We start from the raw sequence: 15,603 nt of genomic DNA, 5'->3' as shown, positions 1-15,603 counted from the left end.
CCATGCTCCGCCTCTATACCCTGGTGTGGTGGCTGTCCCTGCCCCTGGTGCTGCTGCGCCTGTGGCTGCGCGGACGGCAGGAGCCGGGCTACCGCCAGCACTGGAACGAACGCCTCGGCATCTACGGCCGCCGCGCCGCGAACGACGAGCCGCATACCATCTGGGTGCATGCCGTCTCCGTCGGCGAAACGCGCGCTGCGGAGCCCCTGGTCGACGCCCTGCTCAAGCAGTATCCGCTGAGCCGCATTGTGCTCACGCACATGACGCCGACCGGCCGCGCTACGGGCAAGTCCCTGTTCGGCAAGCACGGCGCGCGCCTTGTGCAGTCCTATCTGCCTTATGACATGCCATCGCTGGTGGGCCGCTTCGTCCGCCACTTCGAACCGCGCATCTGCATTCTGATGGAAACGGAGGTCTGGCCGAATCTCATCGCCGAATGCGGCCGCCGCAAGGTGCCTGTCATGCTGGCGAATGCGCGGCTCAGCGAACGCTCGCTGCGCAAAGCACAGCGTTTCGGCGGCATCATGCGGGAAGCGGCGCAGGGCATCGGACATGTGGCGGCACAGACCGAAGCCGATGCAGAGCGCATCCGCAGCCTTGGCGCGCCGAAGGTCGACGTCACGGGCAGCATCAAGTTCGACGTCGTGGTGCCTCCTGCCGCGCTGGCGCTGGGCGCCCAGCTGCGCCAGCAGATCGGCCAGCGCCCCGTGCTGCTGTGTGCCAGCACACGCGAAGGCGAGGAGGAATTGATTCTCGATGCCTTCGCCCGCGCCGCGCTCCCCGAAGGCACACTGCTGCTCCTGGTGCCGCGCCACCCGCAGCGCTTCGATGCGGTGGAAGCCATGGTGCACGAACGTGGCTTCGCCGTTCAGCGCCGCTCGGCACTGCGCGAGCCCGGCGCTGTGGTGGAGGGGGCAACGCGGGTGCTGCTCGGCGACTCGATGGGCGAAATGTTTGCTTACTACTCCGCCTGCGATATCGCCTTCATCGGCGGCAGCCTTCAGCCCCTGGGCGGGCAGAACCTGATCGAACCGGCGGCGCTGGGCAAGCCGGTGCTGGTGGGGCAGCACACCTTCAACTTTGCACAGGCGACCGAAGATGCGCTCGCAGCCGGCGGCGCGCGCCGCGTGGCCGATGCGGACGAATTGATGCGCACCGCCGCGGCCCTGCTACAGGACAGCGCTGCACGCGAAGCGATGGGGCGGAATGCACTAAGCTTCGCCAACCAGCACCGCGGCGCCACCGCCCGCACCCTCGCGCTGCTGCCTCCCGGCCTCTGACATTTGTCATGCCGGATTGATGGCATTTTGCTCTGGCTGGGGCAGTCCGCACATCCCATACTTCTCTCATCAACCTCAGGGAGAAGACCATGCTGAAACCACTGCTCACCGCAGCCGCGCTGGCTGCGGCCTTGCCCGCGTTTGCGGCTTCAACGCTGATCCGCGATGTCCGCGTTTTCGACGGCCAGCGGATGCATGAGCACAGGAATGTGCTGATCGAAGACGGCAGGATCGCCGACGCGGACTACAAGGGGGCGGCAGGTCCCGCCACGGTGGTCGATGGCAAGGGGCGCACGCTCCTGCCCGGGCTGATCGACTCGCACGTGCATGCCTACCGCTACCTGGACCTGCCGCTGCTGTTCGGCGTGACCACGCAGGTGGACATGTTCACCGCAGTGCCCATCATGCAGGATATGAGCGCACGGATGGCGCGTGGAGAGAACCGCGACCGCGCAGACCTGTTTTCGGCGGGCACGCTCGCTACGGCACCGCAAGGCCATGGCACCGAGTACGGCATTCCCATCCCGACCCTGACCCGTCCGGACGAGGCGCAGGCCTGGGTTGATGCGCGTATCGCGGAAGGGTCCCACTTCATCAAGATCGTGCTGGAGAGCGGCAGCGAAAGCCATCCCGTTGCGAGCCTGGACCTGCCTACCGTGAAGGCGCTGGTGGACGCTGCGCACAAGTGCGGCAAGCTGGCGGTCGTCCATATCGCCACGCTGGCGAACGCGCGCGCCGCGCTGGAGGCGGGCGCGGACGGCCTGGTGCACCTCTTCGTGGGCGAGTCGATCGGCAAGGAGGATCTGGCGGCCTTCGCGAAGCTTGCGCGCAGCCGCAAGGCCTTTGTCATTCCCACCTTCAGCGTGATGGAGAGCATCGCAGGCGTCCAGGAGCAGGATGTGCTGGACGACAGCAGCATGACTTCGCTCCTACTGAAGGAGCAGGTGCAGCCCCTGAAGGGCAGCCACGGCACCTCGCACCAGCCCGGAAAGCTGGCGGCGCCGCGCGCCGTGGTGAAGGCGCTGCGCGGCGCGGGCGTGAAACTTCTGGCCGGTACCGACGCAGGGAATGTCGGAACCCAGTATGGCGCCAGCATGCACCACGAACTGCTCTCGCTCACCCAGTCCGGCATGAGCCCCATCGAGGTGCTGGCGGCGGCCACCAGTACGCCAGCCGAAGTTTTCCGCCTCGGCATGCGGGGCCGTGTCGCGAAAGGCTACAAGGCCGACCTGCTGCTGGTGGAGGGCGACCCGGCAAGCGATATACGCGCGACGCGCCGCATCGTGGAGGTGTGGAAGGACGGCGAGCCCGTTTCGCCGCTGCGCAAGGCGCAGATGGCGAAAGTGGCCGGGGAGGCGGCCGTGCGGCAGGGCGCGCAGGTCGTCCTGCCCGCGGATGGACGTATCGGCCTGTTCAGCGCGGGAAAGCTGGGAAGTCCCTTCGGCATGGGCTGGCAGCCGTCCACGGACAGCTTCATGGGCGGCAAATCGGCCGTGGAACTGGCCTATGCGGATGACGACGGAACACCGGCCGCCGAGGTCCGGGCCAGCGTTCAGCAGGGCTTCGCCTACCCCTGGGCAGGCATTGTCTTCGCTCCCGGCTCCGGGCCGATGCAGGCCGCCGATCTCAGTGCCGCGACAGTGCTGCGCTTCCGCGTGCGCGGCGATGGCCAGCGCTATGCGGTGGCCATGATGTCCAAGGGAGGAACAATCCCTGTCAGCCTGCCCTTCACGGCGGGCGAGGAATGGAGCGAGGTGAGTTTCCCGCTCTCCGCATTCAAGGGGGTAGACGCTGCGGCGCTCACCATGATAGCGTTCAACGCAGGCCCTAAACCGGGCGCGTACCGCTTCCGCATCGCCGACGTGCGGCTGACCGACCAATAAGGAGAACGGCATGAGGAAGATACGGCAATTGCTCGCAGGCCCGTGGGTCCCGCCTGCCGTGGGCAAGGCGCCGTATCTATGGCTCCTGTCCCTTAACTTCTTCATCTGGAAGTTCTTCTATACTCCGCCCACGGCGCTGGAAGTGCTCCTGCTGGTGCTGACGGTACTGGTCTTCGTGCCCATGTACTTCGCCAGCTACTGGCTGCGCAACCGGAAGCTTGTGCCGGTGCTGCTGGCGACCTTCGCGCTCGGCCTGGCCTGGGCGCCATTCAATTTCGGCGCCTGTACCTTCTTCATTTTTGCCGCCGCAATGTGCGCGGGAATCGAGAACCGCCGCGCCGCCTATGCGTCGATCGCCGCCATCCTCATCGGCGCCTCGCTGATCGCCTTGGTGGTGGACCTGCCGCTCAGCTTCCTGATGCCTACCCTGGCCGTCGGCACGCCCGTCGGCATCGCCTCGGTGATGGACGCCACGGTGCGCTGCAAGCAGATGCAGCTCCTGCGCAAGCAGGAGGAAGTGGAGCATCTGGCGCGGATCACGGAACGGGAGCGCATTTCGCGCGACATGCACGACCTGCTCGGGCATACGCTTTCGCTCATTACGCTGAAAGCGGAACTGGCTGGCCGGCTGCTGGAACGCGATCCCGGCGCCAGCCTGCGCGAGATCCGGGATATCGAGACCAACGCGCGCCAGGCGCTGGCCGAAGTGCGCAGCGCCGTCAGCGGCTACCGCCAGACGGGATTGCAGCACGAACTGGCGCAGGCGCGCACCGCGCTTGCCGCTGCCAATGTGACCCTGGACGCGCAGGTGGCGTCCTTCGCTATCCCTGCCACGGCGGAGAGCGTGCTGTCGCTGGCGCTGCGCGAAGCCGTCACCAACATCCTGCGCCATGCGGACGCGCGCCGCTGCGAAATCAATATCGCGCTGGAAAACGGGGTGCTGAGCTGCCGCATCCGCGACGACGGCGAGCGGCTGGCAACTGCTGCCGCCATCGAGCGGGGCAACGGCCTGCGCGGCATGCAGGAACGCGTGGTGGCGCTGGGCGGACAGCTGAGGCTGGAGGTGGCGCGCGGCCTGTCGCTGGAGCTGCGCCTGCCGGTTGGAGCCGCAGCATGATCCGCGTGCTGATCGCCGAAGACCAGGCGCTGGTGCTGGGCGCGCTCGCGGCCCTGCTGAAGCTGGAAGGCGACCTGGATGTGGTGGGTCAGGCGCGCAACGGCCAGGAAGCGCTGGCACTGTGCGCCGCACTGCGTCCGGACGTGGTGCTCACCGATATCGAGATGCCCCTGATGACCGGCCTTGAACTGGCCGCCGCGCTGGCCGAACATGGTTGCCCGGCGCGGGTCGTCATCGTGACCACCTTCGCGCGCGCGGGCTACCTGCGGCGGGCCATGGCGGCGGGCGTGCGCGGCTATCTGCTGAAGGATGCGCCATCCGAATCGCTGGCTGCCGCCATCCGCACCGTCCACGCCGGCGGCAGGGCGATCGCGCCCGAACTGGCGCTGGAAAGCTGGAGCGGCGGCGAAGATCCGCTCAGCGAACGCGAACGGCAGGTGCTGCGGCTGGCAGGAGAAGGGCGCAGCGGCGCAGAGATTGCGAGGCAGCTCGCCCTGTCGGAAGGCACGGTACGCAACTACCTGTCCGAGGCGATCAGCAAGCTCAATGCGGGCAACCGCGTCGAGGCCTTCCGGCTGGCGCGCGACGCAGGCTGGCTTTAATAGAGCACGGGCATTTCCTGCGCGCGCTTGCGCAGGAGCTGCTTGGCTTCCTCGTACTGCGGATAGATGCGGCCCACGTTGGCCCAAAAGCGTGCGCTGTGGTTCATTTCCAGGATATGCGCCAGTTCGTGCGCCACCACATAGTCGATCAGCGGCAGCGAGAAGTGCATCAGCTTCCAGTTCAGGCGGATGTTGCGCTCCACGGTGCAGGAGCCCCAGCGCGTGTCCGCCGACGATAGCGAGAAGCCAGCGTACTGCACCCCCAGGCGCGCGGCGTAGAGATCGAGGCGCTGCGCGAACAGGCCTTCCGCCTGCTGCCTGATCCAGTTCTTGAAACGTTCCCTCACCAGCTGCTCCGTGGCGCCCTGCACCAGGCCCATGGAGAGTTCCTGCGTGGCAGGGTTGTAGTCGGTGCGGTTGCGGGGCGCATGGTACAGGCGCAGCGTCACCTCGCCGCCCAGGTAGGGGATGCGCGCGCCGTCGTCCCACGAAACCTTCGGCTTCTCCAGCCGCGCGGCGCGCCGCTGGCGGCGCTCATCGAGCTTGGTGAGAATCCAGTTCTGCTTCGCGCGGATGGCGTTGTCGATATCGGCCAGCGAGCAGCGCTTGGGCGCCGTGACGCGCAGGCCGTCGTCGTCGATCATGAAGCCGATGGAGCGGCGCGTGGAGCGCCGCAGCACGTATTCGAGCACGAATTCACCCGCCAGCAGCTGGCGCCGGGTCTCGCCGGGAACCGGCGGAGCAAGCACGGGGTCCGGACGGCGCAATTGCACGGGAGGGCGCAGCAGGTTGACGGTAGCAGGCCCCGGAACGGGGAAGGAGGAAGAGGGCGATGCGGATGCTGGTGATGCAGGCGCCGTGTCGGCGGGCGGGGCGCCGGCGAACAGGTCGAGCTGGTGCTCGCCTTCCTGCGCCGGCGCCATTTTCGCTGTGGCCAGATCGTCTAGCCAGCGTTGTAGGCGTGGGGCGAAATGACGCGCATTTCTGATTCTATCCACTGTTCCACCTGTTCCATCATGCTATCGGCGCTCTGGCCCTCCGGCGATATCGGTTTGCCAACCGATACGGTGATCTTGCCAGGGCGCTTGATAAAGGAGTTCTTCGGCCAGCATTCACCGGAGTTGAGCGCTATGGGCACCACCGGCGTATTCGTTTCCACCGCCAGGCGCGTGCCGCCGCTCTTGTACTTTCCGGCCTGGCCGACCGGAATGCGTGTCCCCTCGGGGAACATGATAATCCATTGGCCGTCTTTCAGGCGGCGTTTTCCGTGCGCCACCACCTGCTTGAACGCGTTCTTGCCCTGCTTGCGGTCGATGGGAATCATGCGCAGGAGCGCAATGCCCCAGCCGAAGAAGGGAATATAGAGGATCTCCTTCTTGAAAACGAACACCAGGGGCCGCGGCAGGTTCGCCAGCAGGAAGATGGTTTCCCATGCCGACTGGTGTTTCGCCAATACCACAGCGGGACCATCCGGGAAGTTTTCGTAGCCCTTGAATTCGTATTCGATGCCGCAGATCGTCTTTGCACACCAGATCACGAACACATTCCAGCGCGAGGTGATGTAGTAGCGCTTGTTGTAAGGGAGCGGCGCCGCAAGCATGCAGACGAAGGACCAGATGACCGTTGCAATCACCATCACGAGCGTGAACAGCAGCGAGCGCAGAAACAGGGCGGCGTTACGCAAAGAGAATCTCCATCGGAATCAGTTGACGGCTGGCGTGGCGGCGCGCTTCAGGATGTGCTGCACCGTCGCAGCGAGGTCGGGAAAGGTCATTGTACCGGGCGGCAGGCCGCCCGTGGCCGCTGTCTTCTCGCCTTTCCCCGTCAGCACCAGATAGGGCACGCAGCCGACGATGAAGCCTGCCTGCAGGTCGCGCAGCGAATCGCCGATGGTGGGTACGCCTTTCAGGCTCACCTGGTAGCGCTTGGCGATTTCCACGTACATGCCTGCCTTGGGCTTGCGGCAGTCGCAGTTGTCCGCCGCCGCGTGCGGGCAGAAGAACACGGCGTCGATATCCGCTCCCACCTGCTGCGCCAGCCGGTGCATCTTGGCGTGGATGGCGTTCAGGGTGGTGATATCGAAGAACTGGCGCGCAATGCCGGACTGGTTGGACGCGACCACCACGCGGTAGCCCGCCTGGTTCAGGCGCGCAATGGCTTCCAGCGAACCGGGAACGGGAATCCACTCCTCGGGCGACTTGATGAAGTCCGGCGAGTCGTGGTTGATCACGCCGTCCCGGTCGAGAATAACGAGCTTCAGCGCAGGCATGTCAGGCGGCCAGCTTGGAGATGTCCGCCACGCGGTTCATCATGCCGTGCAGGGAAGAGAGCAGGGCAAGGCGGTTATTGCGCAGGGCGATATCGTCCGCCATCACCATCACGTCGTTGAAGAAGGCATCCACGTCGTCGCGCAGCTGGGCCAGGGTCTTGAGCGTGCCGGTGAAGTCGCCGCGCGCGAAGGCGGCATCGACTTCCGGCTGCACGCGCGTGACGGCGGCGGCGAGGTTCTTCTCGGCCGTGTCCTGCAGCAGGGCGGGGTTGACGGTGGAAGCCTGGGCCAGCGCTTCCTCGTTCTTCTTCAGGATGTTGGTGATGCGCTTGTTGGCCGCGGCCAGCGAGGCGCTTTCCGGCAGGGCGGCGAAGGCCTGTACGGCCTCCAGGCGCTGCACGATATCGTCCAGGCGGTCCGGGTTCTGGGCCACTACCGCTTCGATCTCGTTCGGCGTGAAATTGCGCTCGCGCAGGATGCCGCGCAGGCGGTCGAGCATGAAGGCATTGACCTCCGCGCTTGGATCCTTGAAGTTCGGCACCGGGGCGAACTGCTTCGCCGCATCGGCCAGCAGGCCGCTGATGGTCAGCGGCAGGCGCTTCTCGACCAGCATGCGCAGCACGCCCAGCGCGTGGCGGCGCAGCGCGAAGGGGTCCTTGTCGCCCGTAGGCTGCAGGCCGATGGCCCAGATGCCGACCAGGGTCTCCAGCTTGTCGGCGAGTGCCACGGCGGTGCCGGTGCTGGTCGAAGGCAGGGCGTCGCCTGCGAAGCGCGGCTGATAGTGCTCGGAGGCGGCCAGCGCCACTTCTTCCGGCTCGCCGTCATGGCGGGCGTAGTAGGTGCCCATGATGCCTTGCAGTTCGGGGAACTCGCCCACCATGTCCGTCAGCAGGTCGGCCTTGGACAGGCGCGCACCGCGTTCGGCCAGCTTCACGTCGGCGCCCAGTTTGGCGGCGATGGCGGTAGCCAGCGCGGTCACGCGCTCGCTGCGCTCGGCCTGGGTGCCCAGCTTGTTGTGGTAGACCACGTTCTTCAGCAGGGGCAGGCGCGATTCCAGGGTCTTCTTCTTGTCCTGCTCGAAGAAGAATTTGGCGTCGGACAGGCGGGGGCGCACCACGCGCTCGTTGCCGCCGATGATGGCGCCCGGCGTCGCGGTCTCGATGTTGGACACGATGAGGAAGCGCGAGCGCAGCTTGCCGTTCGCATCCGTCAGCGCGAAGTATTTCTGGTTGGTCTGCATCGTCAGGATCAGGCATTCCTGCGGCACGGACAGATACTGTTCCTCGAAGTGGCACTCGTACACCACCGGCCATTCGACCAGCGAGGTCACTTCGTCGAGCAGGGCTTCGGGCATCAGCACCTTGTCGGCGCCCGCCTTCTGCAGCAGGGAGGAACGGATCTTTTCCTTGCGCTCCTCAAAGCTCGGAACGACCTTGGCCTTTTCCAGCAGCGTGGCGGCGTAGGCGTCCGCATGCGGCACCGTCACGGCGCGCTGGCCCGGCGCGGTCAGGAAGCGGTGGCCGTCCGTGGTGCGCGAGGCGGTCAGGCCCAGCAGGGTCAATGGCAGCACCGTTTCGCCGTGCAGGGCGATCAGGCTGTGGGCGGGACGCACGAACTGCACGGTCTCGCCGTCCGGACGCTGGTAGCTCATCACCTTCGGAATCGGCAGCTTGGCCACGGATTCCTCCAGCGCGGCCTGCAGGCCGCTTTGCAGCTGCGAGCCCGGCGCGGTATAGGTGTAGAAGAAGCTTTCGGCCTTGCCGTCCTGGGCGCGTTCCAGATCGCTTACCTTCAGGTCGGGGAAGCCCAGCGCGGCAAGCTTCTTGGCCAGCGGCGCGGTGGGGTTGCCGTTCGCATCCAGCGCCACGGCGACCGGCAGCACCTTCTCGCGGATAGACTTGTCCGGCGAGGTGGCGCGCACCCTGGTGATCGACACCGCCAGGCGGCGCGGGGTGGCATAGGTGGTGGCTTCGCTGCCGTCTTCCAGGAAGTCGCGCGATTTCAGGCCGTTGACGATGCCGGCGCTGAAGGCCGCGCCCAGCTTGGCCAGCGCCTTCGGCGGCAGTTCTTCGGTCAGCAGTTCGATGAGCAGGGTCTGATTCATGTTCTTGTATCTTTAAGCGTTGCCAAGCATCGGGAAGCCGAGGCGTTCGCGGGATTCGTAGTAGGCCTGGGCCACCATGCGGGAGAGGGCGCGCACACGGCCGATGTAGGCGGCGCGCTCGGTCACGGAGATGGCGCCGCGCGCATCCAGCAGGTTGAAGCTGTGCGAGGCCTTCATGATCTGCTCATAGGCGGGCAGCGTGAGCTGCAGTTCGATCAGGCGCTTCGCTTCCGCCTCGTGGTTGGCGAACTGCGAGAACAGCAGCTCGGTGTTCGAGTGCTCGAAGTTGTAGGCCGACTGCTCCACCTCGTTCTGGTGGAACACGTCGCCGTAGGTGAACTTCTTCTTCACGCCGTTTTCTTCCAGCTCGGTCCATACCAGGTCGTACATGTTCTCCACGCCCTGCAGGTACATGGCCAGGCGCTCGATGCCGTAGGTGATCTCGCCCAGCACGGGCTTGCAATCGAGGCCGCCCACCTGCTGGAAGTAGGTGAACTGGGTCACTTCCATGCCGTTCAGCCAGACTTCCCAGCCCAGGCCCCAGGCGCCCAGGGTCGGGCTTTCCCAGTCGTCTTCCACGAAGCGCACGTCGTTCTGCTTCAGGTCCAGGCCCAGGGCTTCCAGCGAACCGAGATACAGGTCCAGGATGTTCTCCGGCGCGGGCTTGAGCACCACCTGGTACTGGTAGTAGTGCTGGCCTCGGTTCGGGTTCTCGCCGTAGCGGCCATCCTTCGGACGGCGCGATGGCTGGACATAGGCCGCGCGCCATGGCTCGGGGCCGATCGCGCGCAGGAAGGTGCCGGTGTGGAAGGTGCCCGCTCCCACTTCCATGTCATAGGGCTGGAGCAGCGCGCAGCCCTGCTTGTCCCAGTAGGATTGCAGGGTCAGGATAATTTGTTGGAATGTCAGCATCGTAGTCGTTCGGTGGCGCGCACAGGCGCGAGCGTTATCGGTTCGCCAAAACGGCTCATTTTAGCGGTTTTTAGCGCGGACTTGTAGAGATTTGGACCCCAGACAGGCCGCGATCAAGGCCAGTATCGCCAGCGCCAGGATCAGGCGGTTCTGCAGCAGGATGTAGGGCGTGGAGCCCCCCATGCCCTGCACAGTGGCATTCAGCACGCCCGGCTGGTAGTAGGGCAGGCTGGCGCGGACGATGCCGCGGCTGTCGATCATCACCGTCGCGCCGCTGTTGGTGGCGCTCAGCATGGGGCGTCCTGTCTCCAGGGTGCGCATCTGGGAAATCTGCAGGTGCTGGGGAATGGCCAGCGACTCGCCGTACCAGGCCAGTTCGGAAACGTTCAGCAGGATGGTGGCCGGGGCGGCATCGCCCGCCAGCTGTTCCGCGATCTCCTCGCCGAACAGGTTCTCGTAGCAGATATTGGGCAGCACGCGCTGGTCCTTCACGCGGAAGGAGGGCTGGAGCACGGCGCCGCGCGTCTGGTCGCCCAGGGGAATCTGCATCAGGTTCGTGAACCAGCGGAAGCCGGGCGGAATGAATTCGCCGAAGGGCACGAGGTGGTGCTTGTCGTAGCGGTAGGGCTTCGAAGCCAGCGCCGGGGCTAGGCCGATCACGCTGTTCGAGTACTGCGAGGGGCTGTCCATGAGCGGGATGCCCAGCACGATGGCGCTGCCGGTCTTGCGGGCGTACTGGCCGAAGCTGTCCAGGTAGCCCGCGGGCAGCTGATAGGGGAAGAGCGGCACGGCCGTTTCCGGCGTGGCGATCAGGTCCGCCGGAGCGGCCATCACGGCCTGCTGGTACTGGCGCAGCGTGGACTGCATGTGGTTCGGGTCGAACTTGGCCTGCAGCGCGATATTGCCCTGCACGAGGCGCACTGAAAGAGGCTTGCCTTCGGCATGCGTCCATTCGATGAACTGCAGCCCGAAGCCGCCCAGCCAGACCAGGGCCAGAGTCGCCAGCGCCATGGGGCGGCTGCGGTGCATCAGCAGGAGCAGGGCGCCCGCGCTCAGCGCAACGAGCCAGCCGATTCCGTAGACGCCCAGCAGCGGCGCATAGCCGGACAAGGGAGACACATTGTGCGCATAGCCTGCGGAAGCCCAGGAGAAGCCGGTGAACAGCCAGCCGCGCAGCCACTCGGCCAGGGTCCACACGGCAGGCAGGAGGAGCAGGTTGGCGGTGGGCAGCGACATGGCGAAGCGCTTGCGCAGCCAGGCCGCGCCGCCCATGGCCATGGCGGCATAGCTGCCCATGAAGAGGGCCAGCAGGGCGATGGAGACCGCGGCCAGGGGCGCGGCCAGTCCGCCGAAGCGGTTCAGCGCCACGTAGAGCCAGTGCACGCCCGCGAAGCACCAGGCGAAGCCGAAGGCCCAGCCGATCAGCGCACCAGCGCGCACGGAGGAAGCGCGCAGCACCTGGTAGAACAGCACGGCGAGGCAGAGCAGCTGGAGCGGCCACCAGCCGAAGGGCGCGAAGGAAAACACGCTGGCCGCACCGGCCAGCGCGGCGATGATCATCCTGCTGCGGAGACTGCGTTCGGGTGGTGGCGGCTCGCCGGGTTGGGCGCGGCGAAAGCGCATCAGTCCTGCTCGTCGATGGAGGGAGGCAGCTTCTCGACGGTCAGCACGTGGATCTGGCGGGCGTCGGCGCGCAGCACTTCGAAGCGCAGGTTGCCGATGTCGAACTCGTCCCCTTTATGCGGCATGCGGGCGAGATGCTTGGCGACCAGGCCGCCGATGGTGTCCACATCCTCGTCGGAGAGGTCGGTGTCCAGTTCCTCGTTGAACTGGCTGATCTCGGTGAGCGCCTTCACGCGCCAGCGCGGGCCCAGCTGGCCCTCCTTGATCGAGATGATGTTGTCCTCTTCTTCGTCGAAATCGTATTCGTCCTCGATATCGCCGACGATCTGCTCCAGTACATCCTCGATGGTGATGAGGCCCGCCACGCCGCTGTACTCGTCGACGACAATGGCCATGTGATTGTGGTTGGCGCGGAAATCGCGCAGCAGCACGTTCAGCCGCTTCGATTCAGGAATGAAGATTGCGGGGCGCAGCATGTCGCGCACGTCGAAGGATTCTTCGGCGTAGTAGCGCAGCAGGTCCTTGGCCAGGAGGATGCCCACCACCTTGTCGCGGCCGCCCTCGATGGCAGGGAAGCGCGAGTGGGCCGTCTCCAGCACCAGGGGCATCCATTCCTCGATGGGCTTGGAGATGTCGATCACGTCCATCTGCGAGCGCGGGATCATGATATCGCGCGCCGACAGGTCGGACACCTGGAACACGCCCTCGATCATGGACAGCGCATCGGCGTCGATCAGGTTGCGTTCATGGGCTTCGTGCAGAACTTCAAGCAGCTCCGAGCGGTTCTCGGGCTCAGGGGAAATCAGTGCGGTGAGTCGCTCCAGGAGCGATCGATGTGGTTTAGCGTCATTCCTGACGCTACTAGAGTGCTCTTGCATAGTAGGCGTGAGCCATTTGTTTCGAAGTTATATAGGATACACCAAATGCCGGACCCGAGCCGTTTCCTTCAGGCGTAGGGGTCTGCGTAGCCGAGCTCCCCGAGCAGCTCAGTTTCGAGGGCTTCCATTTCGGCGGCCTCCTCGTCGTCCTCGTGGTCGTAGCCTTGCGCGTGCAGCACGCCGTGGACGATGAGGTGGGCCGTGTGCTCTTCCACGCTCTTTTTTTGTTCGCCCGCTTCGCGCTGCAGCACGTCCGTGCAAAGGATGATGTCGGCGCGCGTCGGCTCGTCCTCGGCGATCTCTTCGCCTTCGTTGTAGGCGAAAGTAAGCACATTGGTGGCATAGTCCTTGCCGCGGTATTCGCGGTTCAGGGACTGGCCTTCCTCGGCATCGACGAAGCGGATGGTGAGCTCGGCGGGGGCGAAGAGGGCGGCCTTCACCCACTTGCGGATCATGGGACGGGTAATGCTTTCCTGCAGGCGGGGATCGGCGTACTGCACCGACAGGGCCAGCTTATTTTTTTGTTCGGACATTGCGTGCTGTTGTTGTTTTGACGGGTTTGAGCAGCGGCGCGATGTCGGCCGTGCCCTGATGCGCCTTGTCGTAGGCGTCCACGATGCGCCCCACCAGCGGGTGGCGCACAACGTCGGTGCTGGTGAACTGGCTGAAGGCGATGCCGCGCACATCGCGCAGCACCTGCACGGCGTCCACCAGGCCGGATTTCTGGTGCTTCTGCAGGTCGACCTGGGTCACGTCGCCCGTCACCACGGCCTTGCTGCCGAAGCCTATGCGGGTGAGGAACATCTTCATCTGTTCGACCGTCGTGTTCTGCGCTTCATCCAGGATCACGAAGGCGTGGTTCAGCGTGCGGCCGCGCATATAGGCCAGCGGCGCAATTTCGATGGTCTGCTTCTCGAAGAGCTTCTGCGTGCGGTCGAAGCCCAGCAGGTCGTAGAGCGCGTCGTACAGGGGCCGCAGGTAGGGATCGACCTTCTGCGCCATGTCGCCCGGCAGGAAGCCGAGCCGCTCGCCCGCCTCCACGGCAGGGCGGGTGAGGATGATGCGCTGTACGGCGTCGCGCTCCAGCGCATCCACCGCGCAGGCCACGGCCAGGTAAGTCTTGCCCGTGCCCGCAGGGCCGACGCCGAAGCTGATGTCGTGTTCCAGGATATTGCGCAGGTAGCGGATCTGGTGCGGCGTGCGGCCGCGCAGGTCGCTGCGGCGCGTCTTCAGCGCGGGGCTGGTGACATCGGGATCGTTGAAGGGCGGCTCTTCGTGGGCTTCGCCGTCTTCTTCCGGCGCGGCGCTGGTGCGCTGCTCGACAAGGGCGAGCTGCACCTCTTCCACGGCGATGGACTTGTCGGCCACGGCATAGAATTTTTCCAGGATCTGCACGGCGCGCTCGCCGTTCTCGCCGCTCACGATGAATTTCTCGCCGCGGCGGAAGATGGTCACGTCGAGGGCGGCGGCAATCTGGCGCAGGTTCTCGTCCAATGGACCGCAGAGATTCGCCAGGCGCGTGTTGTCCAGTGGTTCAGGGGTGAAGTAATGCGGCTGTACAGGTGTCTTCGTTTTCAACGCTTATCCATTCAGGGGCGCGGCCAGCTCGCCGCGCAGGGAGTAGGAGAGGCTTTCGGTAATGCGCACGGCTACCATCTTGCCATGCATGGCGGCTGCCGCGTCGCCACCATCGAAGAGCACCGTGCGGGTATTGCCTGCGCGTCCCTGCAGTTCGCTGCCGCCTTGCTTCGACGGGCCTTCCACCAGCACCTGCATCACCTGGCCCACCATGGCTTCGCTGTGCCGTTTCGTCTGGCGGTCGATGAGGGCCTGCAGGCGCTGCAGGCGCGCCAGCTTCACTTCGTGCGGCGTGTCGTCGGCCAGGTTCGCGGCCGGGGTGCCGGGACGCTTGCTGAAGATGAAGCTGAAGCTGTTGTCGAAGTCCACGTCCTCCACCAGCTTCATCATCGCTTCGAAGTCCTCCTCGGTCTCGCCGGGGAAGCCGACGATGAAGTCGGAAGCGATGGTGACGTTCGGCCGCACTGCGCGCACCTTGCGGATGATGGACTTGTACTCCAGCGCCGTGTAGCCGCGCTTCATGGCCCCCAGAACACGGTCGGAGCCGTGCTGCGCGGGCAGGTAGAGATGGTCCGCCAGCTGCGGGATCTTCGCATAGCAGTCGATTAGGCGCTGGGTGAATTCCTTGGGATGGCTGGTGACGAAGCGGATGCGTTCGATGCCGGGAATGGCCGCCACATATTCGATCAGCATGGCGAAGTCCGCCACCTGGCCTCCGTCCATGGCGCCGCGGAAGGCGTTCACGTTCTGCCCGAGCAGCATCACTTCCTTCACGCCCTGGGCCGCGAGGCCCGCCACTTCGGTCAGCACGTCCTCGAAGCGGCGCGACACTTCCTCGCCGCGTGTATAGGGCACCACGCAATAGGAGCAGTACTTGCTGCAGCCTTCCATGATGGAGACATAGGCAAAAGCGCCTTCCACGCGCGCCGGCGGCAGGTGGTCGAACTTCTCGATCTCGGGGAAGCTGATGTCCACCTGCGGCTTGCCGCTGTGGCGGCGCAGCTCGATCATCCTGGGCAGGCGGTGCAGGGTCTGCGGGCCGAACACCATGTCCACGTGCGGCGCGCGCTTGACGATGGCTTCGCCTTCCTGCGAGGCCACGCAGCCGCCCACGCCGATCAGCAGTTCCGGATTGTTCTGTTTGAGCTTGCGGAACACGCCCAGGTCGGAGAACACTTTTTCCTGCGCCTTTTCGCGCACGGAACAGGTGTTGAGGAGAATGACGTCCGCTTCTTCGGGCGTTTCGGTGCGCACCAGCCCATCGCTGGCGCCGAGCAAATCGGCCATCTTGTCCGAGTCGTACTCGTTCATCTGGCAGCCGAAGGTCTTGATAAATACTTTTTTCTGCATTGCGGGA

The 15,603-nt window shown here is 65.4% G+C and carries 14 protein-coding genes; 4 read left to right on the top strand and 10 right to left on the bottom strand.

Annotated elements, in window-relative coordinates:
• The first annotated feature begins 2 nt into the window (after nt 1-2).
• The 4 genes from waaA to LSQ66_RS17720 all read left to right on the top strand — a co-directional run bounded on the left by waaA (nt 3) and on the right by LSQ66_RS17720 (nt 4,882).
• The gene (gene waaA / locus LSQ66_RS17735; RefSeq protein ID WP_231766513.1) at nt 3-1,280 is read left to right on the top strand and encodes a lipid IV(A) 3-deoxy-D-manno-octulosonic acid transferase; all 1,278 of its coding nucleotides are present in this window, start codon (nt 3-5) and stop codon (nt 1,278-1,280) included.
• An 89-nt stretch (nt 1,281-1,369) separates the two neighbouring features.
• Nucleotides 1,370-3,163 (top strand): CIA30 family protein, encoded by a 1,794-nt coding sequence (locus LSQ66_RS17730; RefSeq protein WP_231766512.1) that lies wholly within the window; start codon nt 1,370-1,372, stop codon nt 3,161-3,163.
• 10 nt (nt 3,164-3,173) lie between these two features.
• Nucleotides 3,174-4,280: a sensor histidine kinase gene (locus tag LSQ66_RS17725; RefSeq protein WP_231766511.1), complete on the top strand. Its 1,107-nt coding sequence runs from the start codon at nt 3,174-3,176 to the stop codon at nt 4,278-4,280.
• Nucleotides 4,277-4,882, top strand: coding sequence for a response regulator transcription factor (locus tag LSQ66_RS17720; RefSeq protein WP_231766510.1), 606 nt, complete (start codon nt 4,277-4,279; stop codon nt 4,880-4,882). Before LSQ66_RS17725 ends, LSQ66_RS17720 begins: the two co-directional genes overlap by 4 nt.
• Here the strand turns inward: LSQ66_RS17720 and LSQ66_RS17715 are convergent.
• The 10 genes from LSQ66_RS17715 to miaB form a co-directional block, all read right to left on the bottom strand.
• Entirely contained in the window at nt 4,879-5,805 is a 927-nt protein-coding gene (locus tag LSQ66_RS17715) for a M48 family metallopeptidase (RefSeq protein ID WP_231766509.1), read from the bottom strand. The two genes, LSQ66_RS17720 and LSQ66_RS17715, sit on opposite strands and share 4 nt — an antisense overlap.
• Before the next feature lie 20 nt (nt 5,806-5,825).
• On the bottom strand, nt 5,826-6,566 hold the full coding sequence (locus LSQ66_RS17710; protein ID WP_231766508.1) for a lysophospholipid acyltransferase family protein: 741 nt from the start codon (nt 6,564-6,566) through the stop codon (nt 5,826-5,828).
• A gap of 18 nt (nt 6,567-6,584) precedes the next feature.
• The gene (gmhB, locus tag LSQ66_RS17705) at nt 6,585-7,142 is read right to left on the bottom strand and encodes a D-glycero-beta-D-manno-heptose 1,7-bisphosphate 7-phosphatase (protein ID WP_231770141.1); all 558 of its coding nucleotides are present in this window, start codon (nt 7,140-7,142) and stop codon (nt 6,585-6,587) included.
• Nucleotides 7,143-7,152: 10 nt separating this feature from the next.
• Entirely contained in the window at nt 7,153-9,255 is a 2,103-nt protein-coding gene (gene glyS / locus LSQ66_RS17700) for a glycine--tRNA ligase subunit beta (protein WP_231766507.1), read from the bottom strand.
• A gap of 12 nt (nt 9,256-9,267) precedes the next feature.
• Entirely contained in the window at nt 9,268-10,167 is a 900-nt protein-coding gene (glyQ, locus tag LSQ66_RS17695) for a glycine--tRNA ligase subunit alpha (RefSeq protein WP_231766506.1), read from the bottom strand.
• 60 nt (nt 10,168-10,227) lie between these two features.
• Entirely contained in the window at nt 10,228-11,790 is a 1,563-nt protein-coding gene (lnt, locus tag LSQ66_RS17690; protein WP_231766505.1) for an apolipoprotein N-acyltransferase, read from the bottom strand.
• Nucleotides 11,790-12,668 carry an HlyC/CorC family transporter gene (locus LSQ66_RS17685; RefSeq protein WP_231766504.1) on the bottom strand — a complete coding sequence of 293 codons (879 nt, stop codon included), beginning with the start codon at nt 12,666-12,668 and terminating at the stop codon, nt 11,790-11,792. The genes lnt and LSQ66_RS17685 overlap by 1 nt, the downstream gene beginning before the upstream one ends.
• 68 nt (nt 12,669-12,736) lie before the next feature.
• Complete coding sequence (ybeY, locus tag LSQ66_RS17680) at nt 12,737-13,201, bottom strand: rRNA maturation RNase YbeY (RefSeq protein WP_231766503.1); 465 nt, start codon at nt 13,199-13,201, stop codon at nt 12,737-12,739.
• Entirely contained in the window at nt 13,182-14,246 is a 1,065-nt protein-coding gene (locus LSQ66_RS17675) for a PhoH family protein (RefSeq protein WP_231766502.1), read from the bottom strand. Before LSQ66_RS17675 ends, ybeY begins: the two co-directional genes overlap by 20 nt.
• 3 nt (nt 14,247-14,249) lie before the next feature.
• The gene (miaB, locus tag LSQ66_RS17670) at nt 14,250-15,596 is read right to left on the bottom strand and encodes a tRNA (N6-isopentenyl adenosine(37)-C2)-methylthiotransferase MiaB (protein ID WP_231766501.1); all 1,347 of its coding nucleotides are present in this window, start codon (nt 15,594-15,596) and stop codon (nt 14,250-14,252) included.
• Nucleotides 15,597-15,603: the final 7 nt, after the last annotated feature.

The sequence above is a fragment of the Massilia endophytica genome, from assembly GCF_021165955.1.
GTDB classification, from domain to species: domain Bacteria; phylum Pseudomonadota; class Gammaproteobacteria; order Burkholderiales; family Burkholderiaceae_D; genus Rugamonas; species Rugamonas endophytica.
The sequence above is the reverse complement of the archived record's forward strand: the minus strand, read 5'-3'. Positions and strand labels throughout refer to the sequence as shown.